Below are 26,112 nucleotides of genomic sequence, written 5' to 3' on the forward strand. Positions count from 1 at the left end.
TCCCTGACCTCATTAAACGTCCGGGAGGCGGCGGGCGCGACGGCGGGTCCGGGCGGGTCCGGGCGGGTCCGCCCGCGGTGGCCCGCGATCCCGGCCGTGACCGGGCCCGGCCGGGATCGCTCGAAGGTTTTCTACTCGCGCGTGGCGGGGTCGCCGAACGCCACGGCGGCGGGCCGCTCGCAGGTGCTCTCGACGTCCACCGAACGGCCGGAGTGCGCCGAGGCGAGCAGCGACTCCATGACGTCCAGGACGTGGAACGCCATCGCGCCGCCCGCCCTGGGCTCCCGCTCGGACAGGAAGTCGATGAGGCCCACGCCGCGTCCCGCCTCGGCGTACCCGGCCGAGACCGGCAGCTCCCGCGCGGCCTGGTCGCCCAGCCTGGTCAGCAGCACCGGCCCGTCGAAGCGGTTGGGGTCGGGGACGACGAGCGAGCCCCGCTCCCCGTGCACCTCGATGTTGGGCGCGCGGGTCGCGACCGCGTCGAAGCTCATGACCAGCGTGGACAGCACGCCCGACTCGTGCACGAGCACGCCGGTGACGTGCGTGTCCACGGTGACCGGGATCGCCTCGCCCTGACGCGGCCCCGAGCCGATCGTGCGCTTGGCCCGCGTCCTGCTGGCCGCGCCGATGACCGTGGCCACCGGGCCGAGCATGGTGATCAGGCTGCTGATGTAGTAGGGGCCCATGTCCAGGAGCGGCCCGCCGCCCGGCACGTAGTAGAAGTCGGGGTCGGGGTGCCAGCGCTCGTGGCCGGGCGTCATCATCGTCGCCGTGGCCGCGATGGGACGGCCGATGAGCCCCTCGTCGATGGCGACCCTGGCCGTCTGAATGCCGGTGCCGAGCACGGTGTCGGGCGCGCAGCCCACCCGCACCCCGGCCTGGCCGGCGGCCTCCAGCACGCGCCTGGCGTCCTCGCCCGTCGCGGCCAGCGGCTTCTCACAGTAGACGTCCTTGCCCGCCGCGATGGCCCGCAGCGCGATCTCCGCGTGCGCGGCCGGGATGGTGAGGTTGATCACCACCTGGATGCGCGGGTCCGTGAGCAGCTCGGCCACGTCCAGCACCTCGACGCCCTCGTACGGCTCCGCCGCCGCCCGCGCCCGCTCCGGGTCGAGGTCGGCCACGGCCACCAGCCGGACCTGGGGCAGGCGGGCGATGGTCGTCAGGTATTGGGCCGAGATGGCGCCGCAGCCCACGATGCCGACGGTCAGCGGCTGGCCCACAGCATGCCCCTCTCGACGATCGTCCGCACGCTGTCCTGCTCCAGGACGTCCAGGCTGTGCCCGGGAGTCGCCACGAAGATCTTCCCCTTGCCCCAGCGGCGGGTCCAGATGGCCGGCGAGGTCACCTCGCGGTGCCAGGGGTCCCACGGGCGGACCTTCTGCGTCGTGGTGGCCAGCACGTCGATGTAGTCGTCGGTCAGCACCCAGTACTGCTCGGTGACGAGGTCGAAGTCCTCGATGCCCTGCGTGATCGGGTGCGCGGCCGCCTCGGGCAGCATGTTCACCGTGTACGGGACGAAGTTGTGCCGCTCGGTGCCGGCGTCCGGGTCGTCGGGGTGCTTGCCCGGGTGGCAGGCGAACTGGCCGCCGATGAGGTGCAGGTAGTCGGAGGAGTTGCGGAAGGAGTCGGCGATGCCGCCGTGCCAGCCCGCCATCCCCGTGCCCGCCTCGATGGCCGCCCGCAGGCCCTTGAGCTGGTCCGCCTCGATCGTGCCCATCGTGTAGCACTGCACGACGAGGTCGATCTCGGCCATGAGTGCGCTGTCGGCGTACGGGGCAGGGCTGTCCGCCAGCTGCACCTCGAAGCCGTTCTTCTCCAGGAAGGGCACGAAGAGGTCGGTGGCCGCCACCGGAGCGTGGCCCTCCCAACCGCCTCGTACCACGAGGACCTTGCGCGTGTGCTCGCCCGCCATGCAATCGCCAATCACTCGATGAACCATAAATCGGTCGTGCACCGCCCAATTCTCAAATAGCGGCACACTTCGCCAATTCTGTCTGACTTCCCCCAAAACCCCCACCCCCCATTTTGGCGAGCCTCGCGCCCGGGCCGTCCGCCGGGGACACGAGGATCCTCCACTGCAGGCCCCCGTCAGGAGGAGCAGGTGATGATCTTCGTGATGAGGTCGCGCATCGGCGTCAGGAGGCCGGGGCAGGCGGCGGCGTCCAGCTCGTACAGGCGCAGGGCGCCGCTGCGCCGCACTCTCAGCAGGCCCGCCTCGCGCAGGATCTTCAGGTGGTGGCTGGTGGCGGGCTGCGACAGCTCCAGGTGCGCGGCGATGTCGCCGACGCTGCGCGGGGCCGCGGCCTCCAGGAGGAAGACCACGATCTCCTGGCGGCGCTCGTCGCCCAGGGCGGTGAACAGCGGCCGGGTCGTGGCGAACAGCGCCGCCACGTCCCCCCTCTCGATCGGGCCGCTCATGCCGGCAGCGCGCCGCGCAGGGCGGACAGGGCGCCCACCGGCAGCGTCCTGGCCTCGCCCTCGGCGATCCAGCCGGCCAGCATGAGCCGCGTCTGGGCGCCGACCTTCGTGAAGTGCACCTCCAGGTAGCGGCGCAGGTCGAAGGGGAGCAACCAGGGCAGGACGCGCAACGCCGGCCCCACGGCCCACGACGGAACCGAGGCGAGCGCGCGCCGCCCGTGCCGGGCGGACACCACGGCGACGGCCTGCCTCGCCGCGGCGCCGGCGGCGCGCAGCCGCGCCCCCTTCAGGGGCAGCCGCCAGCCGGAGATCTCCAGCGCGGCGATGTACGGGATCATGCGGGCGGCGGTCAGCTCGGCCGCACCGGCCCGCGTCACCCGCCTGGCCCGCAGGCCACCGGCGCGCAGCGCGGCCACGACCCGCGGGGCGCGCTCCCCCGCGACGCCCATCGCCGAGCCCGGCGGCACCCAGTACGCCACCCCCGGCCCCGGCACCTCGCTCCCCAGGGGCGCCTGGTAGGCGAGCAGCGTGGGGATCACCTGCACGATCTGCTCCCGCGGCCAGACCTCGGCGAGGGTGCTCAGGTCGCCCGGATCCTGACCGATGGTGACCACCGTCGCCGCGCCTGTCGCCGCGCGCAGCGCCGCCGTCCACGTGCCGCGCAGCGCGGTCGAGTCGACGCACAACCACACCATGTCCCAGTGCTCGTCGCGCAGCTCGCTCATCACCTCGTACGGTTCGAGCCGCTCGTGCACCGGCGCCCTGCCCCGCCTGAGCCGGTACAGCGGACCTCCTGCCCAGCTTTCCCGCCCCGGCCGTACGAGGTACCCGACTGTGGCGCCGCCCGCCGCCAGCCGCACCCCGAACACCTGCCCCAACGCCCCGGCCCCGACGACCAGCACCTTCACCATGGTCTCCTCATCTATCCAAATATTCGGATAGATGAAGGATAGCCGGACGGTGGTGTTGTTGACGCCGGGGAAGCGCGCGGCCAGGTGCACCTGCTTCTTGCAGGCCATCGGCCACACCCGCGGGGAGCGCGCCAGGCGTCCGGCAGGCGGCCGGTGGTGTAAACGGTCACATCCAGCTCCGGACGCGCTCAGTCTTCGGGGTGGAACCGGCCGAAGCGGCCCTGGTGGTAGAGGAGCGGCCGGCCGTCGCCGTGCGTGCGCACGTCGGCGACCAGGCCGACGACGAGCACGTGGTCACCCACGTCGGCGGTCTCGTACGGCAGGCACACCAGGTGCGCGGAGACGTCCTGGAGCAGCGGCGCGCCGAGCGGTCCAGGCCGCCAGCGGGTGGGCGGCGCGAACCTGTCGATGCCCTTGCGGGCGAACCTGGCGGCCAGGTCGGCCTGGTCGCCGGACAGGATGTTGACGGCGAAGTGGTCGGCGGTGCGCAGCCAGGGCCAGGTGGTGGAGGACTGGTCGACGTAGAAGGAGACGAGCGGCGGTTCGAGGCTGACCGAGGAGAACGAGGTGGCGGTCATGCCGACCGGGACGCCGTCGTTCTGGGCGGTGATCACCACGACGCCGCTGGCGTGCACGGCGAGTGCCCGGCGGAACGATTCGGCGCCGACGGCGCGACCGGGCATCGTGTCGGTCATGCCCGGACCCTCCCTTCCTGGTCGCGGGGCGTGGTGGTCGGTGCTGGGCTGGTCGGTGCTGGGCTGGTCGGTGCTGGGCTGGTCGGTGCTGGGCTGGTCGGTGCTGGGCTGGTCGGGGATGGGATCACGGGATCGTTCCTCACAGGGAAGGCGTGCGCGCGCGGCGTCCTGGCGGTGTGGTGCGCGAGCGCGGTGTACGGGTTCGTCAGCGGGAGCGTGGACGGCGTCGGCCACGCCGGAGCACGAGGGGGACGAGGGAGAACGCGACGGTACGCCGCGGGCGGTGGTCCGTGATCAGCGACACTGCGCGCTGGCGACGTGGCAGAAGTCCACGTGGGGGCGCGCGGTCAGGAGGAAGCCCTGGCTCATGTCTTCGACGCTAAGCCGCGCGTCCCGATAAGTCAATATTTCCTACTTGTTATGCAGGAAATGGATCGGGGAGTCCTGCGTAGACCCGCCGGGCGTTGCCTCCGAGCACCGCGGCGACGAGATCGGGCGCCTCGGCGGGGAGCAGGGCGGCGACGTCGCGGGCGTTGGCGGCGGTGCCGGGGACGCCGGGCCAGTCGGTGCCGAAGATCCACCTGCGAGCCAGGCGGGCCAGGTCGTAGCGGGCGTAGTATTCGGGCAGCCGCTTGGGCGGCAGGCCGGACAACTCCAGCCAGACCGTGTCGTGCGCGAGCGCGAGGAACGCGGCGGCGTCGTACCACCAGCCGCGCCCGCCGTGCGCGAGCACCACGTGAAGCCCGGGGAAGTCGCGCAGGACCGGGATGAGGAAGGCCGGATCGGCGTTCTCGTTGGCCGAGCCGGGGAACGAGCTGGTGCCGCAGTGCACGACCAGCGGCACACCGCTCTCCTCCAGCACGTGGTAGGCGGGGTAGAGCGCGGCGTCGTCGCAGCGGAACCCGCCGTGCACCGGGTGCAGCTTGAGCGCGGCGGCCCCGAGTGCGAGCTGGCGGCGCGCCTCGGCGGCAATCGGGTGGTGCAGGTGCGGGTTGACGTTCGCGATCGGGCGGAACCTGCGCGGGTTGTGCTCGACGATCGGCAGCAGGTCCTCGAACTCCTGCAGGCCGGTCGCCTTGGGGCTGTACTCGCACATCAGCAGCGCCACGTCCACGCCCTCGGCGGCGAACAACGCGTCGAGCCTGCCCGGGCGGGGCCGGCCTTCGGCGTCCCAGACGGCCTCCAGCACGCCGTCGGCGCCGAACCTCCGGGCCCAGCTCAGCCAGGCGGGCTTGAGCGTGCCGAGCACGGGCACGTGAACATGGGCGTCGATGAGCGGGCGGCCGTCGAGCATGTCCCGTACATTACGCTCGGCGGTGCCGGAAGTTCAGCCATGACATTCGACGCCAGAAGCGGGTATCGTCAGATTTTTGTAGTAAGTTGTTCCGGCTGAGGAGCACACGTGGTCGAGCTTGCGAAGGCCCTGGAGATCGCGACGCCGGCGGGGCGGGCCCGCGAGGCGGCGGGGGCGCCCGCGTTGCTGCTGACGATCCTCGGCGAGTTCGTGCTGCCGCGCGGCGGCGAGGTGTGGACGGGCACGCTGGTGGCCGCGCTCGGGGCGCTCGGCGTGGAGGAGAAGTCGGCCCGCCAGGCGCTGTCGCGGACCGCCGCCCAGGGGCTGCTCTCCCCCGCCCGCCACGGGCGCAGGGTGCGCTGGAGCCTGACACCGGCGGGCGACCGGCTGCTGCACGAGGGCGCCGAGCGCATCTATGGCTTCATGCGCGGGCCGCACGACTGGGACGGCCGCTGGCTGGTGCTGACCGCCGGGGTGCCGGAGGCCCAGCGGCGGCTGCGCCACCGGCTGCGCACCCGGCTCACCTGGCTCGGCCTCGGCTCCCCCTCCCCCGGTCTGTGGGTGGTGCCGGACGCCTCGAAGGAGACCGCCGTGCGCGAGGTCATCACTGAGCTCGGGCTCGGCGACCGGGCCTTCGCCTGGACGGGACCCGCGACCGGCATCGGCGACCCCGGGGCGCTGATCGCCGCCGCCTGGGACCTCGACGACGTGGAGCAGCGCTACCTGGCTTTCATCGACCGCTTCACCGCCCTCCAGACGGCCGGCTCCGAGCAGGCGGTGTTCGCCGCGCAGGTGCAGCTCATCCAGGAGTGGCGGCGCTTCCCGTTCCTCGACCCCGACCTGCCGGCCGAGCTGCTGCGTCCCGACTGGCCGGGGCCGCGCGCGGCAACGGTCTTCCACGACCTGCGCAACCGCTGGCACCGGCGGGCGCAGGCGGCGTGGGAGTCGATGGACGACGAGGCCGCCACCCGCACCTAGCACTACGCCCGCGCGACGCCCGACCACCGCCATGTATCAGTTCTTGATGCCGGTGAGCGTCACCCCATCGATGAAGCGGCGCTGCAGGAAGAAGAGCCCGATGATCGGCGCGATGAGGCGGCACGATCGTCCAGAACACCCGCCACGGCGACGCGCCGTCGATGGAGGCGGCTGCACGGTGAGCGGCGAGCTGGAAGCTGCACGGCGTGGCAGGGGTCAGGGCGTGCGCCTGATACCCACCTTTTTGTGGGTACTTGCCGCCCCGGCCGTCCCCGGACGAAGCTGAAGTCATGGCAGCCGGGAGGCCGCCGGGATCAGCCGGACGTTCGAGGGGAGGCCGGGGCGGTGCGCGTCACGAGACCTGCCGGGTCGCGGCCAGCCTCTCGAGGCGGCGGTGGCCCCAGTCAGCGAGGGGTGCCAGCGCGTCGGCCAGGTCCTGTCCGAACGGGGTCAGCGAGTATTCGGTCTTCAGCGGCCGGACGTCGTAGACCTCCCGGTGGACGAGACCGTCGGCCTCCATCTCGCGCAGCGTCTGCGTCAGCACCTTCTCGCTGAGCCCCGGCGCCCGGCGCAGCAGCTCACCCGGCCGCCACGGGCCTGACTCCAGCAGCCAGAGCAGGAGCGTCTTCCACTTGCCGTCGATCACGGCGATCGCGGCGGTCACCCCGCACACGTTCGTGTCCTGTGCCCTGCTGCGCGTCATCGCGCCATCCCACCCTCAGTCATGTCATCAAGGAGTCTTCACGCATGTCCGCATCCACCCCACAGTCTGCCGTCACCGTGCTCGGTCTGGGCCCGATGGGCCGGGCGCTGGCCGGCGCCCTCCTGGACGCGGGCCTGGCCGTCGCCGTCTGGAACCGTACGCCGGGCAGGGACCGCGAGCTGGTCGCCCGCGGCGCGGCGGGCGCGTCTTCCCCCGAGTCCGCGGTCGCCGCGAGCCCGCTCACCGTGCTCTGCGTGGTCGACTACGACGCGGGCGACGCGATCGTCCGCAGGGAAGCGGTCGCTTCCGTGCTCAAGGGCCGCACGCTGGTCAACCTGACCGCCGACACGCCCGCCCGCGCCCGGGAGACCGGCGCGTGGGCGGCCGCGCACGGCATCGGCTACCTCGACGGCGCCATCATGACGCCGACCACCACCATCGGCACGCCTGACGCCGTGTTCCTGCACAGCGGGCCCGAGGAGCTCTACCGCGAGCACAAGCCGGTGCTGGACGCGCTCGGCGGCACCCACACCCACCTGGGCGCCGACATCGGCCGGGCGGCCTCCTACGACCTGGCGCTGCTCGACATCTTCTGGACCGCCATGGCCGGCTACGCCCACGCGCTGGCCCTGGCCAAGGCGGAGGGCGTCACAGCGCGGGAACTGGCGCCCTTCGCGCAGGGCATCGCCGCCATCCTGCCCCCGCTCATCGAGGCAGGCGCGCAGGAGGCGGACACCGGCTCCTTCCCAGGTGACGTCAACCCGATCACCTCAGCCGCCTCCTCCATGAAGCACATCGTCCAGGCCTCGGAGGAACGCGGCATCGACGCGAGCGTGATGCGCGCCGCGGAGGGCCTGGCCCGCAGAGTGATCGGCCTCGGCCACGGCGAAGACGGCTTCCTCCGCATCACGGACCTGCTGGCTCCCCGCTGACCCGCGCGGGATGCGGTGCTCAGCCGTCGTTGACGGCTGAGGTGGGGAGGGGGATCGACGGGAAGGGGTTGTCGGGGAGGAGCACGATGCGGCGGGGGCGGTCGGGGAGGCCGGCGGCGTCGAGGTGGAGGAGGGCCGAGCCGATGCCGGCGGCGCCGACCATGTAGCCGGTGTCGGCGGTGACCTCGCCGGGGCGGAGCCGGCGGTAGGCCTGGTACCAGCGGTAGCCCTGGCCGTTGTGGTCGGTGGCGCGGCCGATCAGGTCGGCGGCGAGCGTGCAGGCGTAGTCGAGGTGGTCCCGGCGGCCGGTGGCCGCCCACAGGCCGACGAACAGCTCGATCACGCCGGCCGTGCCGCAGCACTGGCAGGCGACGTTCCAGTAGCCCTCGGTGCGGAGGCGCGGCGCTCCGCTGCTGATGATGCCGCGCGCCAGCCGCTCGGCCCACTCCAGGTCGGCGGGGTCGCCGTCCACCCGGTAGAGCTCGTAGAACATCCGCGCGACCCCGGCGGAGCCGGAGCAGAAGCCGAGGTAGTGCAGGCCGCGCGCGTGCGGCACGTGGTGCGGCACGACCGCGCAGCGCCCGCTCACGACGCTGACCTCGCGGACGAAGGCGGCGCCGCTGCGCGCGGCGTGGAGGAAGCGCCGCTCGCCGGTGACGCCGTACAGGCGGGCCAGCAGGTAAGCGGTGCCGGACGTGCCGGCGAGGAAGCCCGGCGTGACGGCGTCCACCGGCAGGTCGGCGCAGTCACCGAACCGATGGCCGGGGACGGGCAGGCGGGCGACGCGCAGCCCGGCCTCCACGGCGGCCTCCTCGTACGCGGGCACGCCGAGGTGCGTGGCGGCCCGCAGCAGCCCGAGGATGATGCCGCCCTCGCCGCGCTGCGCCGGATCGCGCGACCACTGGACCCCGTCGCCCCGCTCGGTGCCCTTGCGCACGATGTGGTCGGCGATGGCCGCGGCCTCGGACTCGAACGCGGGCTCGCCGAGCGTCCACCCGGCCTCCATGAGCGCGATCATCACGCCGGTGAGCCCGTGGTAGAGGGTCAGGTCGTCCTGCTCGCGCCAGATGGCGGCGAGCCTGCGGGCGCCGGCCCTGGCGTCCTCCAGGTACGCCTCGTGCCCGGTGGCGGCGGCCAGCTCCAGGAAGAACAGCACGACCCCGGCGGCCCCCGAGTAGAGGGACCAGGGCTCGGCGGTGACGGCGGACGCGCCGCGCGTGTCGGGGTTGGCCTGCCACCAGCGGCCATGCTGGTCGTCGACGGCGGCCGAGCGTACCCACCGGCCGGCCAGGATGGCGGCGGTCAGCGGCGTGTCGGCGCGGGCACTCGACGCGCGCATCTCGTCCAGGCTCATGAACTCATTTTCCCATAGATTTAGTAGGAAGACTCGGAAAGCGGGTGAAGCAGATGTGGACACGATGCTCCACCCGGCCGGGCCGCCGCTCAAGTAGCCGCGCGAGTGCGACCATCACTCCTGCCCGGTGACGCCGAGCGCCCGCAGCAGCACGGCCCTGGCCTCTGCGGGGTCGGCGCCGGAGTCGGGCCGCAGCTCGGTGGCGATGCGGCCGGAGTCGAGCACCAGGATCCGGTCGGCCAGCGCGATGGCCTCGTCCACGTCGTGGGTTACCAGCAGCACGGCCGGGCGGTGCTGCTCGAACAGGCGGCGCAGCAGCCGGTGCATCTTCAGCCTGGTCAGCGCGTCGAGCGCGCCGAACGGCTCATCGGCGAGCAGCAGCCGGGGCTCGCGTACGAGGGACCGGGCCAGCGCGACGCGCTGCTGCTCGCCGCCCGACAGCTCGTTCGGCCAGGCCCGCTCGCGCCCGGCCAGCCCGACCTCGGTCAGGCTCTGCCGGCCGCGCTCCTCGGCCCCGGCCAGTCCGAGCACGACGTTGGGCAGCACCCGCTGCCACGGCAGCAGCCTGGCGTCCTGGAACACCACCGACACCTCGTCGGGCACCCGCACCGCGCCGCCGCCCGCGACGTCACCGTCCAGGCCGGCCAGGGCGCGCAGCAGCGTGCTCTTGCCCGAGCCGCTGCGGCCGAGCAGCGCGGTGAACTCGCCTGGCGCCAGCTCCAGGTCGAGGCCGTCCAGCACCTTGCGGTCTCCGTAGCCGCGGGTCAGCCGCTCGACGCGGATCAGCTCGCCAACGTCCGTCGCCACGACAGCGCCCTCCTTTCGACCAGGCGGACCGCGGCGTCGGAGAACAGGCCGAGCAGGCCGTACAGGACGAGGCCGACGAGGATGACGTCGGTCTGCCCGTACGTGCGGGCCAGGTCCATCATGTAGCCGATGCCGCTGGTGGAGTTGATCAGCTCGGCCACCACCAGGAACAACCAGGCCGTCGTGACCGCGAACCGCAGCCCCAGCAGGAACCCGGGCAGCGCCCCCGGCAGCACCACTTTCCTGATGAACGTGCCGCGCCGCAGATCGACGGTCTCGGCCAGCTCGACGTAGCGGCTGTCGATGCCGCGCAGGCCGTTGTGGGTGTGGATGTAGATGGGCACGAGCACGCCGACCGCGATGACCGTGATCTTCATGCCCTCGCCGATGCCCAGCCACAGGATGAGCAGCGGCATCAGCGCCAGCGACGGGACGGCCCGCTTGATCTGCACCGGGCCGTCGATGATCGCCTCGCCCCAGCGGCTGAGCCCGGACACCAGCGCCAGCACCGTGCCCAGCGGCACGCCGATGGCGAGTCCCGAGGCGACCCGGCCGACCGAGGTCAGCAGGTTGTCCTGAAGGCGGCCGCTGACGATCAGGTCGCCGGCCGTGGCGACCACGGTCCACGGCGCCGACAGGAACCGGGGGTCGAGCCGGCCCGTCGCCGAGGCGAGCGCCCAGAGGGCGAGCAGCAGCAGCGGGCCCACGAGGAAGCCCAGCCTGATCGGGCGGCCCGGCCTGAGACGGCGGCGGGCGCGTACGCGGGCGGGCGCGGCGGGCCGGGAGGCGAGCAGCGTCATCTCACGCCCTCCTTCCTGCGGGTGTCCGGCAGGGGCCCGCCGTGAAGGGTCGTCACCGTGCGGGTGCCCGGCAGCGGCGTTCTCTGGGACGTCATCACGCACCTTCCTTCAGTGCGGCGGCGGCGATGGGCTCGAAGCGGCGGTCGTAGAGGTCCTCGGCCTTGAGCGGCTCGTTGCCGGTCTCGGCGGCCAGGATGTCGATGGTCTCCTGGTGCCGGGCGACGGCCTCCGACCAGTCGGCGGGGATGTCGGGCTCGCCCGCCTGGTCCACCAGGTACTGGCCGTCGGCCGCGTTGAGGCCCTGGTCCTTGACGTAGTAGCCGTCGATCCACTCCTTGGGATGTTCGTAGATCCAGCGGGAGGCGCGGGCCCAGGCGGCGACGTACTCGCGCAGGGCGGCCGCCTTGGCCGGGTCCTTGAGCGTCTCGGTGCGGACGTAGAGGTGGGCGGGGTCGTCGCGCAGGCCGTGCTGGACGGTGGTCGCGCCGTCCTCGGCGAACTTGGCGGTGTAGCGCTTGATGTTGACGCCGCCGATGGGCGCGACGTCCACCTGGCGGGAGGCCAGCGCGTTGGGGTAGACGTCGCCGGTGCTCGGCAGCTCGATCAGCTCGACGTCGTCCTTGGTCAGCCCGGCCTTCTTCAGCACCCTGAGCACGAGCGCGCCCTGCGCCTGCCCCGGGCTGTAGGCGATCTTCTTGCCGCGCAGGTCGGCGAGGGTCCTGACGTGGACGCCGGGGGCGACGCCGAGCTCGTACGTGGGGTGGGCGAGCGGGTCCTTGCGGAACTTCGAGGCCACGATCTTCACCGGCAGGCCGGTCCAGGTGGCGTGGATGGGCGGGATGTCGGCCACCGCGCCGACGTCGAGCGCGCCGGCCCTGAACGCCTCGCTCGTCTGCGGGCCGCCGCTGATGTTGGCCCACTCGATGGCGAACGAGAACTTCTCGATCTCGCCGGAGAGCTGCAGCGCCACCTTGGTCGCGGGGTCTCCGACGATCAGCCTGGCGCCTTGCGGGACCACGGTCGGCAGCGGCGCCTGCGCGGCCAGCTCGGGCCCGCCCGGCTCCTGGGCGGCGCTCGGGGCGCAGGCCGTCAGGAGCAGCAGGACGAGCGCGGCGAGCGTGGGTCGTGACGAGGACGTGTGGTGGGGGCCCTGGCTCATGGTCTCGAAGGTACGAGCGCCGAGGCTCTAAGTCAACATTTCCTACCAAGTTTGCATGATATTGCAGTGAGCTCCGGATCCGGCTGACATCGGAAGGGTCAGCGCGGCCGGGCGGAGCCGGCGAGACGGCGGAAGCCGGCGAGGCTCTGGCGGTAGAAGGCGAGGTCGCTCTCCAGCTTGGCCCTGGTGAAGCGGCCGGGCTCGGCCTCGCGGGCGGACCTGCCCATCTCCGTCCAGAACGCCTCGGACGGCAGCGCGGCGCCCCCCTCGGGCAGGAACTTCAGCGCCTCGGCCACCGCGTCGGCGGCGTACGTCCAGTCGGTCTCGACGGCACGGACCCGCTGGGGGTCGGCCGAGCCGGCGGCGTAGAAAAGGCCGCCCTCCAGGGCCCGGCTCGCGTACGTGCCGCCGATCAGCACCCACTGGCCGGCGTCCAGCAGCTCGGACCTGCCCGTGCCGAACGTGGTGCGGGCCTCCCTGGCCGCGTGCTCGCCGGCGTACGAGACCGGCACCTCCACGCCGCCCGCCCGCACCAGCCACCCGTCGGGCACCTCGACGACCTCAGCGCCCCCCGACCCGCCCGAGACCGTCAGGTCGAGGTAGACGTGCGCCTCCACCAGCGAGCGCGCCATGACGGCGTCAGGCATGCCGGGCCGCCAGGTCGCGGAAGGAGTCGCGGACGATCAGCAGCCGGTCGAGCTGGAACCTGCCGGGCTCGGCCGCCCGCATCTCCCTGCCCCGCTGCGACCAGAACCCGTCGTCGGGCACCTCGTCGGCGCCCGGCGGGATGAACTTCACGACCTCCTCGACGGCCGCCGTGGCGATCGACAGCGTGCGGTGGGCCTCCGCCTCGTCGTCCACCGGCACGTTGCCCGCCGTCAGGTCGGCCACCCACAGCCACTCCCCCGCGTCGAGCAGCTCCGACGGCTCCGGGCCGCCGAACGTCGGGTAGCCCGCCGGCATCGTCGGCCGCTCGGGCACCCCGAACAGGTATTCGCGCTGCCTGCCGCAGTCGTCGCAGGCCCCCCAGTAGCGCGTGGCGAGCCCGTCGTCGACGGCGACCAGGCCGCTTTCCCACGCCGTCTCGACCGAGCCGCACGCGCACGGGTGCAGGTCGAGGTAGAGATGCGCCTCATCCCTCGTCCGTGCTATCGCGAACGCCATAACCGTCCTCTCCTCGCCGTTCTCCTATCATGCCCGCACCCCGGAGACTCCTGCCCCCGTCATCTCCTCGTCATCACTGGGCCACGAGGCGGTCGGGCACGGCGTCCTTGCGACGGCCGCAGAAGCAGGGGCCGTCCTGCGGGCACTCGCACATGACCTCCCAGCCGCTGCCGTCGGCGAGGTCGCGGCCGCGGTGCAGGAACGTCTGCCGGTCGTCCGGCCGGGGGTCGGCGAGCATCGTTCTGAGGTCGGCGGCCAGCGGGGCGGGCACCAGGTGCAGCGGCGCGGCGGCGGCCAGGTCGTGCAGGACGCCGAGCCGGGCCGGGCGCTGCGCCGGGCTCGCGGCCCGCACCTGGCGGACGGCCTCGAACAGCGCCGCCACCTCCTGGTGCGGGCCGGCCGGCAGCCCGAGCGCCGCCGCCAGCGCTCCCGCGGCGGTCGCGGCGGCGGCCCGCTCGTTCGCGCCGACCGTCTTCCGCCCATCCACCTGGTACGTCACCACACCACCGTCACCCTGCACCCCCGACCCGTTCGCCGCATCGGAACCGTTCACCGCGCTCAGCCCGTTCGCCGCGCCCGAACCGTTCGCCACACCGGAACCGTTCGCCGCACCGGAACCGTTCGCCGCACCCGAGCCGTTCGCCGTGCTCAGACCGTTCGCCTGCTGCGGGATGTTCACCTGGCCCGCGCCGTTCATGGGGCCGGCCAGGTCGGCGGGGCGGATCTCCATGACCAGGGGCGGGCGGCCGGGGAGCCGGATGTCGAGCAGGCCGGGGCCCAGGACGCGGGCCCTGGCGCCCATGAGCGCGGCGGCCCTGCTGACCGCGTGGGCGGCGGCCAGCTCCGGCAGCTCGGGCTCGCCGCGCAGCGCCGCCACGTGCTCGGGCGTCAGCTCACCCGCCCTGGCCAGGGCCGCGATCTTGGCCGCCGCCCCCGGCTGCCCGGGTGCCAGGCCGGCCTTCCTCGCCTCGGCCTGGAGCACGGCGGCCATCCCGGTGGGCGCGGACCGCCCGCCGCCGAGCGCCGCCGCGATCGATCCGCGAACGGAGGCCCGCCCGTTGAGCACATCGGCGAGGGACCCCTTGGTCCCGCCCTTGCGCCCGTCAGCGGTGGCGGCCGGCGTCCTGGCTGCGCCGCCGTTCAGAGCAGCGCCGCCGTTCAGGGCAGCGCCGCCGTTCAGGGCAGCGCCGCCGTTCAGGGCGGCTGCGATCGAGCCCTGCGTGGCGGTGCCGTTGAGGGCGTCGGCGATCGACGGGGCTGCGGGTTGACGACCGTTGATCGTGTCGATGAGGCCGCGCAGCTTGGCGGCGGTCGCCGCGTCCGCCGCACTGACCGCGGAAGGCGTGCCGTTCGCGTCGGCGAGGGCCGACAGTGCCGACGGGGCCGACGTGGGCCAGGGCGGGAGCGGCGGGGTGTGGCCGCGTTTGCGGAGGTCGAGGGCCAGGGCGTCGATGGCGGCCGCGATCCGGTCCCTGGCCTGCGGGTCGGTGGTCGCGTGCCACTTGCGCGACAGGTGGGCGTGCTCGTCGAGCCGGGGCGTGACGCAGTGGTCGGTGCCCTCCTCCTGGGCCGACAGCGCCCCCCTGACGATCCCGTGCCGCGTACCGGCCTGCTGCGCGGCGCGTTCCTGGGCGACGTGCGAGATCTCGTGGACCAGCACCGACGAGACCAGGTCCGGGTGCACGCGGGGCCCGATGCGCATCACGTGCGGTTCCTCCGCGGTGCCCGCGTACAGCTCCGTACGTCCGACGAGCCCGGCGCCCGGGTCCTCGGCCAGCACGTGCACGTGCTGGCCGGCCGCCCCGGGGACCTGCACCACGAGGTGGTCGTCCCCGCTCCAGCCCAGGTGGGCGACGGCGCCGCCGAAGTCGGTGACGGACACGTCCTGCCCGCGGATCTCGTCGACGGTGAGGTCGGGGACGCCCTCGGGACGCGCGGAGGCGGACAGCGGGCTGCCGGGCAGCTCCTGGGAGTGCACCGACGGTGAGGTGGACCCCAGGAAGGTGCCGCCGCCGACGGCCGGCGTGGCCTCCTCCTCCTCGGCGATCTTCCAGACCGGTTCCGGCGGCGGCGGGAGCACGCCGCGCTCGTCCAGCGCGGTGGCGACCTGGTCGGTGAAGGTGCCGCGCACCGGCGAGGTGAGGAAGACGTGGCGCAGGTCGAGGTCGTGCCGGTCGGCCGCGTCGAGCAGGTGGGGCGGCAGCGTGGAGAACGCCTTGGCGAAGCCGGCGTCGCGCTGACTGCTGCGCGCGCTGTCGTTGCGCACGGTGCCGTCGGGGGCGGCCAGGTAGCGGTGGATGCCGTCGGACTCCCGCACGTAGACGCTGGCCACCTGACCGCGCTCGCGGGCGGCGACCCTGGCGTCCTGGAGGATCTGGATCAGCCCTTCGCGGCCGGGCTCCGGCTGGAACGTGAACTGCGGCAGATCGTCCATCGGCGCCGCGACGCGGATGCCGCGCTGCATTCGGGCGTCCAGCTCCGCGAGCACCTCACCGGGCAGCGTGATCATGGCGGTGGCGCTGGCCGCGGCGGGCAGGAACGCACTGTCCTCGCGGGGCTTGACGTTGCCGTCGTGCTGCCGCTTGACCCGGGTGAAGGTCGCGTCGTAGTCCACCCGGACGCGGACGGTGTAGAGCTTGCCGCTTTCGAACATGCTGCGCTCGCTGCGCGCCCCCTGGTGCTGGTTGACGCTCTCCGAGGCCTGGGCACCGGCGTTGACGCCGTAGGAGAGACCGAGGAAGCCCCAGCCGTTCCCCGCGCTCAGGCCCACGGGCTTGAGCCGGTTGCGGCCGATGGAGACGTTCTGCGCCTCGGCACTTCTGTTGACCTCGCCCGTCTCGCCGTCGAACGGCCCGGCCACGACGGTGAGGTCCGAGTTGCGGGCCCTGACCGAGACGTCCACGCCCTGGGTATGGAACCTCGGCTCGGCGACCTGCGCCACCACCTGGCCGTCGGGCCTCGCGACGCGCTCCAGGCCGGTGATCATGCCGGAGTGCGACAGCCACGCGGACAGCGCTCCCGAGCGCTCCACGGCCGCCGCGGGGCCGACCATCTCCTCCAGCTTGCGCATGATGGCGGCGTGCAGTGTGGGCTTGTCATCGTGCTCGACCAGGACGTCGGGGAAGAAGCCCGGCGGCAGTTCCACCGAGCGCGGGTCGATCACGTCGGGGGCCGGGCCCGGGTCCTGGGCGACGGGGCGCACCATGTCGCTGGGGATGCGGCGTCGCAGCGTCATGTCGTACTCGCGCCGCACCACCAGGCGCTCGACGTGCGTGGCGTCCCTCTTGGCGCGGATCTTGGCGGCCAGGCCCGGCACGTGCCGCTCGAACGGGACCGGCCGTACCCGGGCGGGGCGGGTCGCGACCTCCAGGACGAGCACCTGGTCCTGCTCGATCGTGGTGTCGCCGACGAACCTCGCGATGCGCAGCAGCCGCATGACGTTGCGGATCGTGGTGCTGGCGAAGGAGCGGTTGCGCTTGGTGGACAGGCCGAACTTGCCGTCAGTGCCGTCCTGGCTGTCGCTGTAGTCGAGGCCGGCGGACCACGCGGCGCTGTACGACTCCGTGCGGGTGGCCTCCTCACCCCTGTAGCGCTGGATGATGGTGCCCTGTTCGTCGGTCTGGCTCACCATGCGCGCCAGGCGCGGGTCGCCCGCGCTGACCGTCCGCAGGCGGATGGTGACGACCTGGGAGGCCTGGCTCTCCGAGCCGTTCTGCACGTCGTACTCGCGCTCGAACCCGCGCCGCGACCACATCTCCTCGAGGTGGACCTTCGGGCGGGCCGCGTTGAGGTCCACCCGGAGCTGCCGGTACAGGTTGGGCGTGTGCTCGGTGACGCCGGGCAGCGCCTCCTCGACGGCGTTCATCACCTCGTCGAGGATGGCGACCTGCTCCCCGCCCGGACGGTTGCGCACGACGAACGACTCCGGGACGCTGACGCCCATGCCGTGCTCGTACTGGGGTGCGACGACGACCTCTCTGAGCTGGTCGTTGACGGCCTGGGCGGCGGTCAGGGCCTCGTCCAGCCGGACCCAGCCCTTGCCGGGGTCGTGCCGCGCGGCGTCGGCGGCCGGGGTGACCGCCGGGCCGATGTCGGCGACCTCCTTGAGCGCTTCGAGCAGCCGCGTCGGATAGTGCTTCTTTCCCAGGCCGATGTCCTCGCCGCGGTGGTTCGCCTCGGCGCTGACCTGAACGTACCGGTGGATCAGCGGCACCGCGACCGTGCGGTGCAGCTTCATGTGGCCGTTGAGCCAGCGCTCGACCGCGTCGGCCACGACGGGCACCGGCAGGTTCAGCTCGCCTTCGGCGAACAGCCGCAGCGCGTCGTTCTCGGGGACGACGAACACCCCTTGGCCGCGGCTGCGCAGCGCGGCGCCCCACCGCTCGCCGGCGAAGTCGAACCCGATCTGGGACGTCTGGCGGGTCGTCACCTTCGCGATGACGTCCACCGGCACCCGGATCCGGTACTTGCGGCCCACCGCGATGCCGAGGAACTCGGTGCCGAAGATGGCGACGAGCGCGGTCGCCACCGCCTTGACCCGGTTGCGCCCCGGCAGCGAGACGGTTCCGGTGTCGCTGGTCGTGCCGCCGTCGTCGGCGTCGCCGACGCTGTTCATCAGGCCGCTCAGGAAGTTGCGCGCCGCGCTCCAGCTGATGCCGGCGCTGCGCAGGGCGAGCATGATGTCGCCGGACACCGGGTCGGCGATGTCGACGAACTCCGCCTCGCCGAGCACCCCTCGCACGTCCACCCGCACGCGCGTGGGCGAGGCCCCGTTGAGGTCGAGCACGACGTCGTTCACGACCGGGCCCTCGAAGATGTGGCCGGCGAGATGGTGGCGGCTCAGCATCGGCCAGAGCTGGACCAGCGCCGCGATGCTCTTCCGCAGCGCCTTGGGCAGCAGCGTCCTGGCCTTGTTGATGTCGCCCAGCTCGCGGCCGGCGTCGAAATGCTCCAGCCTGGCGATCTCCATGAACCGCTTCGACGGCTTGCCGATCTTGCCGCTGAAGCGCGGGCCCCCCTCATGGGGCAGCAGGCCGGCGGGGACCATCAGCAACGGCTTGATGGCACGCGGCTCGACCAGCGTCGTGACCTCGTCGCCGTGCAGGTGGTCGACCTGGATCGTCGCCTCGGTCAGGACACTGGCGGTCGGCTCCTTGTTGTCGTCCTCCGTCATGCCGACGTTGTTGACCATGCTGGAGGTGCTGGTGCCGGCCGAGAACGTGCGGTCGCCGCCGACGTTCCCGCCCGCGCTGTGGGAGACCCCGTCCTGCCCCTCCCCAGGGCCGTCGGTCTTGCCCAGGGAGCCGCCGACGGCCTTCGTGGCCGACCGGTTGATGCCCCGTCCTGAGGTGTCGCTGGCGATGTCGAGGTGGGTCCGCACCTTGTGGGTCTGGCCGACGCCGGTGCCGGTGTCGCCCTCGTCCTGCCGGATCACGATGTACAGGGCGTGCAGGTCGAGGGCTCGGCCGACGCCGTGCGACTGCAGCGGGACGATGACACCGGACTGGGTGAGCTGGTCGAACCCGCTGCGGAGCGCGCTCTCCTGCAGGTGGGCCTTGATGTCGTCCTCGTTCAGCTGCTGGGCGAGGCGGACGAGCGGGTTGTCGCTGTAGACGCGCGCGCCGTTCTCGCCTCTGGTGGACACCAGGCCGGTGTGCTCGAGCTTGTCGATCACCTCCTGCACGAGGTTCCCCAGCTCGCGGATCTCCCGCACGTCCGTGGGGCCCGCGCCGCGCAGCCGGCCCTCGCCGGCGCCGAGCCAATCGGGCAGCCCGATCCTGCGGCCCGTGATGGGCTCCTGGGCAGGCGCGTCCGCGGGCACGGGCAGGCCGTCGGCGTCGAACCTGAGCTCGCCGTCGTCCCTGACGAACGCCTGGACCGGCACGGGGTCGCCGGCGTACCAGGCGTCCACCGCCTGCTGGCGTACCAGCAGCTCGGTCAGGAACGGGTCCAGCTCCCGCGCCGGCCTGCCCGCCCGCTCGATGGCGAACTTGATCTTGACCTGCTTGCGGTGCGTCACCGACATGCCGCTGCTCTTGTCCACCTGCGGGTGCACGGCGACCTCGTTGGCCGTCGAGGCGGACGACTGGGAGATCGACACGCTGGCCTTGGCCTCGGGCTTGATCGAGTCTGCGGAGTAGTCGCCGAGGGGGCCGAGCACGTCCACGTCGTTGAGGTCGTCGGAGGTGATCTTCGCGGCCACCTTGCCCTCGATCGAGCCGCCGTGCTCGATCCTGGTGGTGGAGGTGGCGGTCTCGGTGAGCACCCTCTCCTGCAGCACGTCCCGCGTCCAGCCGCCGAGCAGCTCGGTCTCCTCCTCGACGACCTCGGCGGTGGCGGTGATCCTGGCGTCGGGCATGCCCCGCACGGCGAGGTTCACCGACAGGCCGGACTCCAGCACCTGAGGGAAGCGCAGCTGCATCTCGCGGACGACGAACCTGCGCAGGTTGTCGTGGGCGCCGGTGCCGATCCGGGTGTAGTCGCCGCCGAGCTCGGCGGCGAGCGCGTCCAGCGCCTCCTCCAGGCCGGTCATGCCGAGGACCTCCTGGTTCGGCACTCCGGGGCGGCGCTGGTCGGCGGGGATCGTGAGGGTGCGGGTGACGTTGGGGTCGATGGCGGAGTGCCACACCCAGATGCGCTGGGTGCGGGAGTCGCCCGGCTTGCCGGTCGTGACCTCGACGGGGTCGCTCCACGTGGTGTTCCGCCCGGTGCGCACCTGCACCGTCCACCTGGCGTCGCCGTCGAAGAGCGCCGCCTCCGTACGATTGTCCGCGACCGAGCCGCCCTGCTCGAACATGCTGCCGCCGCTGGAGACCGACCAGTTACGGCTCGCGCCGCCGCCGATGGCGACGCCGGCCGTCCCCATCCAGTCGGTGATCGAGCCTTTGGGCAGCCACTGCGCCAGTTTCCGCGTGTCGAACTCCGCCGACGTGCCGAGGCTGCCCGACTCGGTGGCGGTGTAGGACTGTCCCGTCTGGTAGAAGTTGCCCTGCGTCAGCTGGGACGCCCGCATGCCCGGGTCGGCCACCTCCACCAGGTCCGACACCGTGAGCGCGATTCGCACCTCGACCGCCTTGCGGCCGTGGCCGGCGACCAGCACCAGGCCGTCGCCCGCCACCACCTTGTGCCAGTCGGCGCGGATGAGGGTGTCCAGCTCGCCCGCCCTGTACTGCTTGACGGACTTCTTGGCCCTCAGCTCCTGGTTGACCTTTTCGGTGAGCTCGTCCAGGTGGGCCAGCCGGCCGGTGGGCATCGACTCGGTCAGCGACCACGGGTCGGGGCGGGTGTGGCCGACCGCCGCGTCGTACCCCATGTGGGACGCCGCGACCTCGCGCAGGGCGGCCTGCGCGAGCATGGGCAGCGAGACCTCGTCGGGGCGGGTCAGCCGGGGCGGGCCGGACATGGCCTCGATCAGCCGCGCGTACCGCTCGTGCGCCTTCCTGGCCCGGATCGCGGCGTTCAGCGCGGTCCCGTACGCTGCCGCGCGCCGCTCGTGCCGCTCCTGCTTGTCCCGCGCGGCGCGGGCCTCCGCGACGGCCGCCGCGCGCCGGCGCTCGACGCCGCTGTCCTTCTCCTTGGTGGTCTTCCTGGCGGCCGCTTCGGCCTGCCTGGCGTCGTCGCGGGCCTCCCTGGCGCTCGCCTTGTACTGCTCGCGCAGCCGCCGCAGGGTCTTCTCGGACTCCTTGAGCCGCTCGGCGGTCCGCCGGGCCTCCGCGACGCTCGGGTCGTCGCCCAGGCGGGGGATGTCGAGGGTGGTCCGCTCGTGCTCGGGCCCCGCCTCCCAGGGAGCGGGCGGCACCTCGACGCCGCGGGCGCGCAGCGTGGCCAGCAGACCGTCGATGTCGACGGCCGTCGCGCGCTGCTCCGGCACCGTGTCGGCGGTGGTCCAGCGCTCGATCAGGTACGCCAGCTCGTTCTGCTGGGCGGTCACGCACTCGTCCCTGGAGTTGGCGGCGACGCCGCTCGGCAGCATCCGGCGCAGGATCCTGCGCAGCGGGCCCCTCGACATGGCCTCCTGCCGCTGGAACGTGTGCGTGATCTCGTGCAGCCAGACCCTGGTGAGCTGGTCGGTGGCGATGCGGGGGGCGAAGGTCACCAGGTGCGGGCCGGTGTCGATGCCCGTCCGCACCTGGGTCGTCGCCATCTCCCGCTGGTCGGGCCTGCCGATGGTGAAGCGGAAGTGCTGGGGGCCGTTCGCGGTGTCCACCACCAGGACGTCGCCGTCCCAGGAGAAGCCCCGCACGTGCCCCGCGCCGTGCACGAAGTGCTGCGGGTCCAGGTTCGCGACGGCCTGCTTGATCTCGGCCGTGGTGACGTCGGAGCCGCGGCCGCTGTCGGTGACGTAGCGGGTGCCGGGGATCGGGTGCGAGGTGACGGTTCCCGGCCTGCTGGTGTGCGCCTGGGGGCGGGCGGCGCCGGCGGGGGCGTCCGACGACAGATGGGGGTCGGACGCGACGAGCACCAGTAACGCGGCGGCGTCCACCACCAGGTCGGCCTGGGCGGCCACCTCGCCGGCGCGGGCGTCCAGCGCCCTGCGGACGCGCCGCATCGTGGCGTTCGGCAGGACGCGGTGGCCGCCGTCCTGCTTCGGGACGAGCACCTCGCCGCTGGGGCCGATCACGGCGCCGGGGAACGTGGTGGTGAGCGCTTCCAGCAACGCCGCCCGCGCCCTGATCGGCGCGCCCGCCCTGTTGGACGCCTGCCCGTCCGTGTCACCCTGGTCGGCGGTGGTCAGGCTGGTCACCGGCGTGCCGGTGTCCGCCTGGCCGTTCGCCGCCTGGCCAGTCGAGGCGGCCTGGGCGGGCGTCGTCTGGGGGGTCGCGTCGCTCTGGCCGGACGTGTCGGGCTGCCGGCCGGTGTCCGTCTGGCCGGACGTGTCGGGCTGCTGGGTCGTGTCCCCGGCCGTCGTGTCCCCGGCTGTCGTGTCCCCGGCCGTCGTGTCAGCCGTCGTGTCCCCGCTCGTGGCGCCCGTGGTGGTGTCGCCGGTCGCCGGGTCGCCGGTCGGCGGGCTCGGCTCCTGGGTGGTGGCGGGCTGCTGGGAGGACATGTCGGGCTGCGGCGTGGTGGCCGGCTGTGGCTCGGGCGCGGTGGCCGCCCGCGTGTCCGCCTGCTGCTCGGGGGTGGTGTCCGTCTCCGGCTCTGGAGCGGCGTCCTGGCGCGGCTCGGCGGTGGTGTTCGGGTGGTTCTGGTTGTTCGAGGTCTGCCGGGACGAGGTGTCGGCCGTGGAGGGGGCGTCGGCGGTGGCCGGGGTGGCGCGGCGCTCCTGAGTCGTCTCGGGGGTCTCGTCCGCGTTGTCGTCGGGGGCCGGGGTGACGGCTTGCTGCTGGTCCGGGGTGCGGCGGCGGGACGAGGAGTCGGTGTCGGGCAGGCCGGGGCCGGGCCGGTTCGCCGAGGACGAACCGGCAGGCGTCGTCGTGCTCGCCGTACGCTGGGCGGGAACGTTGACCGGGTCGGCGATGCGCAGCCCGCCGGAGCCCGCGGGCGACATGCCGTCGGGGCCGGTCGGCCCGTTGGCGGGACCGGTGGGACCGGTGGGACCGCCGGACGGTCCGCCCGCGGGGCTGCCGGCGGCGGCGCGGGCCGCGTCGGCACGGGCGGCGGCGTCGTAGGCGGAGGCGAGCGAGGTCGTCGGGTGCGCCAGCGCCGAGACCACGTCGGGATTGAACGGGCTGATCGTCCCGGTACGCCCCACACCACCGAGGAAGGCCCCGGTCATGGACTCGGCGGTGAACGGATTCTGCCACTGGCCGTACACCACGCCGTTGCCGACGAAGCTGCCGAGCGGCGAGGCGATCACGTTCGTCGTGCCGGTGGTCAGCGCCCGCCCGGCGAAGCCCGGCATCAGCCCGGTGACCCGCGAGATCGGCCCGGACAGGACGGTCCCGGAGACGGCGCCCGTGCCGGCGCCGAGGCCGGTGGCTCCGAGCTCCTTCCAGTCCAGGTCCTTACGGGTGCCCATGTCGATCTGCTGTGACTGGGCTTTCCAGGCGATGAAGAACTCCTCGCCGATCTCCTCGACCAGCTCCCTGCCGATGGGCGAGGCCAGGAAGCGGAGCAGCAGCCCCCGGCCGGTGGGGCCGGCGAGCGCGGCCACCTGGGCCAGCCTGACCGCGCCGATCTGCTTGCCGGCCATGGCGGCGAGCCTGGCCAGGATGCGGCTGATCGCCGCGCGCGCCATGGCCGCGTACTTCCCGATCAGCGGGGTGGCGGAGGCGGCGGTGAAGAAGTTGACCAGCAACACGATGGCGATGGCGACGACCGTCACCCAGAAGGCCACGTTGATCGACAGCTTGGAGTACTGGGTCTGCACCGCGAAGTTCTGGGCCTGCAGGGCGTAGGCGTGGGCGTTGTTGCTCACGCCCGCCATGCCGCCCTCCTTGCCGTACAGCTCACGGGCCCTGCCGACGAACTTGGCGGTCGCGGGCGCCTGCCAGCCCGTCACGATGGTCCGCGCGGCGGTGCCGGCGGGCTCGGCGGAGGAGAGCGCGCCGTCCGACAGCGCCGCGTAGCGGCGGGCCAATTCCGACAGGCCGGCCTCGCTGGCCGAGGGCCACTTCTGCCCGGCCGACAGCATGGGGATCAGCCAGTAGACCACCCAGTCGGGCAGCGCCTCGGTCTCCCATACGGACCGCACGTCGCTGTCGATGCGGACGATCTGCTTCTCGACGGATTGCCCCCCGAAGCCGGGATCGGGCCCCTGGACGTTCGTACCGCCCGTGTGCGACATGGACCCCGTCTCAGACTTCCCGCGTCATGCGGGTGAGGCCGTCCCTGATGTCCGCGTCCGTCTCCAGGGTGTTGTCGATGGCGGCGCGCAGCCGGTCGCCGGCGTCCACGACCTGCTCGGCCAGCCGCTTGCACTGGTTGATCATCTCGTAGGGCCCGCCCTCGGCGAGGTGCGCCTGGTAGAAGGCCATGCCTTCGATGCCGTCGCCCCACGGGGCGGTGGACAGGTGCGCCTCGACGTCGGCGGCCAGCTTGGGCAGGCTCTTGCCGACCTCCTCGGCGGTGGTGGACCAGGCGGACATGCCGCGGTCCACGACGGTCTTGGCGATGAAAGCGCCGCTCCAGTCCTCGTTCACCGGTCGCCTCCCATGTCGTCGATGAGCCGGGCCATCACGGCCTCCACGTCGCCTTCGAGGTGCGCCTTGAACTGGTCGGGCGGGATCACCGGCTCGAAGATCTCCATGACGCGTTCCTGGGCGGCCGCGGCGGCCCTGTGCGCGGTCTCGGCGATCGTGTCGGCGAGCGCGCGGGCGTCGGGACGCCGGTAGATGCGGGGGTCGAGGTCGAGCCTGATCAGGTCGCCGCGCGGGCCGACGGTGACGGAGACCAGGCCGTCGCGCGAGGTCTCGGTGACCTGCACGGCCTTGGCCTTGGCGTGCAGCTCCAGCCCTTCGTCCTGCAGCCGGGTGAACGTCTCGCGCAGCTCGTCGGCGTACGCCCGCATCGCGGCCACGTCCGGACCTTCCGAAGCCCCCATAGTCCCCTCGCCACTTTCGCCCATGTGACGCCACATCTACCTGAGGAGTAAGTTTCCGTCACATTAACACCAGGAAACAAGGGGCTGACCTAAACATATGAATATCCGGAAGTGAGCGACACGGCCTCCTCCCGTAGCTCCGTCACCTCCGAGCGGGGCGCCCAGGCCCGCCACACGCCGCGTTCCACCCGCTCCAGCCCCAGGTCACGGGCCCGCGGCGCGGACCCGCCGAGGTATTCGAGCAGCAGCAGCCCATCGCGTTCGTCGTGCACCTGGAACGGCTCGTCACGCCACCGGCACACGACCGTGACGAAGTGCAGCGACTCGCACTCGGTCACCGGCACCGTACGCACGTGGCAGCCGGGCTCCACCTCCTCGAAGCCGTCCAGCGCTTCCTCGCTGCGCAGGCGTACCCACAGCTCCAGGGCGTGCGGCTCGGGGCTGGCCGGGAAGACCGAGCCCTGCCAGCGGGCCCGGTAGGAGTGCCACGACGTCATGACGTCCTGCCCACGAGGTACCAGCGGCGCAGGTCGCCGTGGTAGACGGCACGGCGGTGCTCGGTGCCGGCGTTGGTCAGCTCCCAGATCTGCGCGCCGTGCGGCAGGCCCACGCCGTACACCTTGTACTCGCGGACGATGGAGTCCACGTTCGGCACCAGCCCCATCCCCACGAACGGCGGCTCCTCCACCACCCAGCCGGCCACGGCCTGCCGGCCCTCCTCGTCGGTCCCCCCGTACGGCGTCCGATAGAGCTCCAGGCCGACGGGCCGCCAGCGCAGCATGTTCAGCGAGCCCGACTCCGTGATCAGCTCCTCCTGCCCGAGTGCGGCGGCCAGCACGGCGGGGGTGGCGATGTGCGAGACGTCGAGCGCGTGATGGCAGTAGCCCGAGACCCGGGGCTCCGGCGTGGACAGCAGTTCGGGGATGTCGGCGGCGGCGAGCAGCTTCTGCATCACCGGCACGCCGGAGCCGGGGGCCAGCAGCAGGTCCTGGGTCAGGGTGGGCACGGCCAGGCGGGCGACCGTGCCGGATTCGAGCATGAACGACGCCGGCAGCCCCGGGTTGATCGCCAGCCCCCAGCGCGGGTCGGGCCAGACGGCGGCGAGCTCCGTCATCGAGGCGACCCGGTAGTGCGTCGCGGCGCCGCCCGTGGCCCGTGTCATCCCCTCGACGGAGGTGAAGGCGATCACCCAGGTCCGCTCGGCGTCGGCGGCGGTCGCCCACGCGGGGGGCTCTGCACCGGCCGCCGCGGCGGCGGTGATCGGCAGCGCCAGGTCGGCCTCACGCAGCAGGCTCAGGCACAGCGCCTGCTGCCCGTCCTGGTAGGCGGCCCACAGCTGTTCTTCGAACGGGCCGGCCGGAAGATGATCTGCGACGGTCACGCGACAATTCTGTCCTGTTTTGCGAGGGATTCAC

20 protein-coding genes are annotated in these 26,112 nt (G+C 72.9%); 2 read left to right on the forward strand and 18 right to left on the reverse strand.

From position 1 onward, the window contains the following. Nucleotides 1–131 precede the first annotated feature (131 nt). The 6 genes from AB0K12_RS21800 to AB0K12_RS21825 all read right to left on the reverse strand — a co-directional run bounded on the left by AB0K12_RS21800 (nt 132) and on the right by AB0K12_RS21825 (nt 5,318). Nucleotides 132–1,220, reverse strand: a complete 1,089-nt coding sequence (locus AB0K12_RS21800) for a Gfo/Idh/MocA family oxidoreductase (RefSeq protein ID WP_364563871.1) — start codon at nt 1,218–1,220, stop codon at nt 132–134. Further along, on the reverse strand, nt 1,205–1,927 hold the full coding sequence (locus AB0K12_RS21805) for a ThuA domain-containing protein (protein ID WP_364563874.1): 723 nt from the start codon (nt 1,925–1,927) through the stop codon (nt 1,205–1,207). Before AB0K12_RS21805 ends, AB0K12_RS21800 begins: the two co-directional genes overlap by 16 nt. A 161-nt stretch (nt 1,928–2,088) precedes the next feature. Beyond that, complete coding sequence (locus AB0K12_RS21810; protein WP_364563877.1) at nt 2,089–2,418, reverse strand: metalloregulator ArsR/SmtB family transcription factor; 330 nt, start codon at nt 2,416–2,418, stop codon at nt 2,089–2,091. Continuing rightward, a complete protein-coding gene (locus tag AB0K12_RS21815) occupies nt 2,415–3,437 on the reverse strand; it encodes a 2-dehydropantoate 2-reductase N-terminal domain-containing protein (RefSeq protein ID WP_364563880.1) in 1,023 nt (340 codons plus the stop codon). The genes AB0K12_RS21810 and AB0K12_RS21815 overlap by 4 nt, the downstream gene beginning before the upstream one ends. Nucleotides 3,438–3,517: 80 nt before the next feature. After that, a complete protein-coding gene (locus AB0K12_RS21820) occupies nt 3,518–4,024 on the reverse strand; it encodes a flavin reductase family protein (protein WP_364563883.1) in 507 nt (168 codons plus the stop codon). Nucleotides 4,025–4,442: 418 nt separating this feature from the next. After that, nucleotides 4,443–5,318 carry an amidohydrolase family protein gene (locus AB0K12_RS21825; protein ID WP_364563886.1) on the reverse strand — a complete coding sequence of 292 codons (876 nt, stop codon included), beginning with the start codon at nt 5,316–5,318 and terminating at the stop codon, nt 4,443–4,445. 108 nt (nt 5,319–5,426) lie between these two features. On the opposite strand from AB0K12_RS21825, the gene AB0K12_RS21830 reads away from it, so the two are divergent. Further along, nucleotides 5,427–6,296, forward strand: coding sequence for a PaaX family transcriptional regulator C-terminal domain-containing protein (locus tag AB0K12_RS21830; RefSeq protein WP_364563889.1), 870 nt, complete (start codon nt 5,427–5,429; stop codon nt 6,294–6,296). A gap of 352 nt (nt 6,297–6,648) precedes the next feature. On the opposite strand, the gene AB0K12_RS21835 is transcribed toward AB0K12_RS21830, so the two are convergent. Then, on the reverse strand, nt 6,649–6,999 hold the full coding sequence (locus AB0K12_RS21835; RefSeq protein ID WP_345404343.1) for a helix-turn-helix domain-containing protein: 351 nt from the start codon (nt 6,997–6,999) through the stop codon (nt 6,649–6,651). A 44-nt stretch (nt 7,000–7,043) separates the two neighbouring features. Here AB0K12_RS21835 and AB0K12_RS21840 point away from each other — a divergent pair, with 44 nt between their 5' ends. After that, nucleotides 7,044–7,931, forward strand: coding sequence for an NAD(P)-binding domain-containing protein (locus AB0K12_RS21840; protein WP_364563892.1), 888 nt, complete (start codon nt 7,044–7,046; stop codon nt 7,929–7,931). Nucleotides 7,932–7,950: 19 nt separating this feature from the next. Here the strand turns inward: AB0K12_RS21840 and AB0K12_RS21845 are convergent, their stop codons facing one another. The 11 genes from AB0K12_RS21845 to AB0K12_RS21895 all read right to left on the reverse strand — a co-directional run bounded on the left by AB0K12_RS21845 (nt 7,951) and on the right by AB0K12_RS21895 (nt 26,078). Beyond that, nucleotides 7,951–9,285 carry a lanthionine synthetase LanC family protein gene (locus AB0K12_RS21845; RefSeq protein WP_364563895.1) on the reverse strand — a complete coding sequence of 445 codons (1,335 nt, stop codon included), beginning with the start codon at nt 9,283–9,285 and terminating at the stop codon, nt 7,951–7,953. 114 nt (nt 9,286–9,399) lie between these two features. After that, nucleotides 9,400–10,092, reverse strand: coding sequence for an ABC transporter ATP-binding protein (locus AB0K12_RS21850; RefSeq protein WP_364563899.1), 693 nt, complete (start codon nt 10,090–10,092; stop codon nt 9,400–9,402). Continuing rightward, nucleotides 10,068–10,892: an ABC transporter permease gene (locus AB0K12_RS21855; RefSeq protein ID WP_364563902.1), complete on the reverse strand. Its 825-nt coding sequence runs from the start codon at nt 10,890–10,892 to the stop codon at nt 10,068–10,070. Before AB0K12_RS21855 ends, AB0K12_RS21850 begins: the two co-directional genes overlap by 25 nt. Nucleotides 10,893–10,986: 94 nt before the next feature. After that, complete coding sequence (locus AB0K12_RS21860) at nt 10,987–12,051, reverse strand: ABC transporter substrate-binding protein (protein ID WP_364563904.1); 1,065 nt, start codon at nt 12,049–12,051, stop codon at nt 10,987–10,989. Between the two features lie 98 nt (nt 12,052–12,149). Continuing rightward, nucleotides 12,150–12,698: a hypothetical protein gene (locus tag AB0K12_RS21865; RefSeq protein ID WP_364563907.1), complete on the reverse strand. Its 549-nt coding sequence runs from the start codon at nt 12,696–12,698 to the stop codon at nt 12,150–12,152. Further along, nucleotides 12,691–13,215, reverse strand: coding sequence for a hypothetical protein (locus AB0K12_RS21870; RefSeq protein ID WP_364563910.1), 525 nt, complete (start codon nt 13,213–13,215; stop codon nt 12,691–12,693). The genes AB0K12_RS21865 and AB0K12_RS21870 overlap by 8 nt, the downstream gene beginning before the upstream one ends. 73 nt (nt 13,216–13,288) lie before the next feature. Then, on the reverse strand, nt 13,289–23,941 hold the full coding sequence (locus AB0K12_RS21875; RefSeq protein WP_364563913.1) for a hypothetical protein: 10,653 nt from the start codon (nt 23,939–23,941) through the stop codon (nt 13,289–13,291). A gap of 10 nt (nt 23,942–23,951) precedes the next feature. Next, entirely contained in the window at nt 23,952–24,296 is a 345-nt protein-coding gene (locus AB0K12_RS21880) for a hypothetical protein (RefSeq protein ID WP_364563916.1), read from the reverse strand. Further along, a complete protein-coding gene (locus AB0K12_RS21885) occupies nt 24,293–24,664 on the reverse strand; it encodes a YbaB/EbfC family nucleoid-associated protein (RefSeq protein WP_364563970.1) in 372 nt (123 codons plus the stop codon). Before AB0K12_RS21885 ends, AB0K12_RS21880 begins: the two co-directional genes overlap by 4 nt. Before the next feature lie 122 nt (nt 24,665–24,786). Continuing rightward, nucleotides 24,787–25,194, reverse strand: a complete 408-nt coding sequence (locus tag AB0K12_RS21890) for a hypothetical protein (protein ID WP_364563918.1) — start codon at nt 25,192–25,194, stop codon at nt 24,787–24,789. Continuing rightward, entirely contained in the window at nt 25,191–26,078 is an 888-nt protein-coding gene (locus AB0K12_RS21895) for an SseB family protein (protein WP_364563921.1), read from the reverse strand. Before AB0K12_RS21895 ends, AB0K12_RS21890 begins: the two co-directional genes overlap by 4 nt. Nucleotides 26,079–26,112 lie beyond the last annotated feature (34 nt).

The sequence above is a fragment of the Nonomuraea sp. NPDC049419 genome, from assembly GCF_040676995.1.
Taxonomy (GTDB): Bacteria; Actinomycetota; Actinomycetes; order Streptosporangiales; family Streptosporangiaceae; genus Nonomuraea; species Nonomuraea salmonea.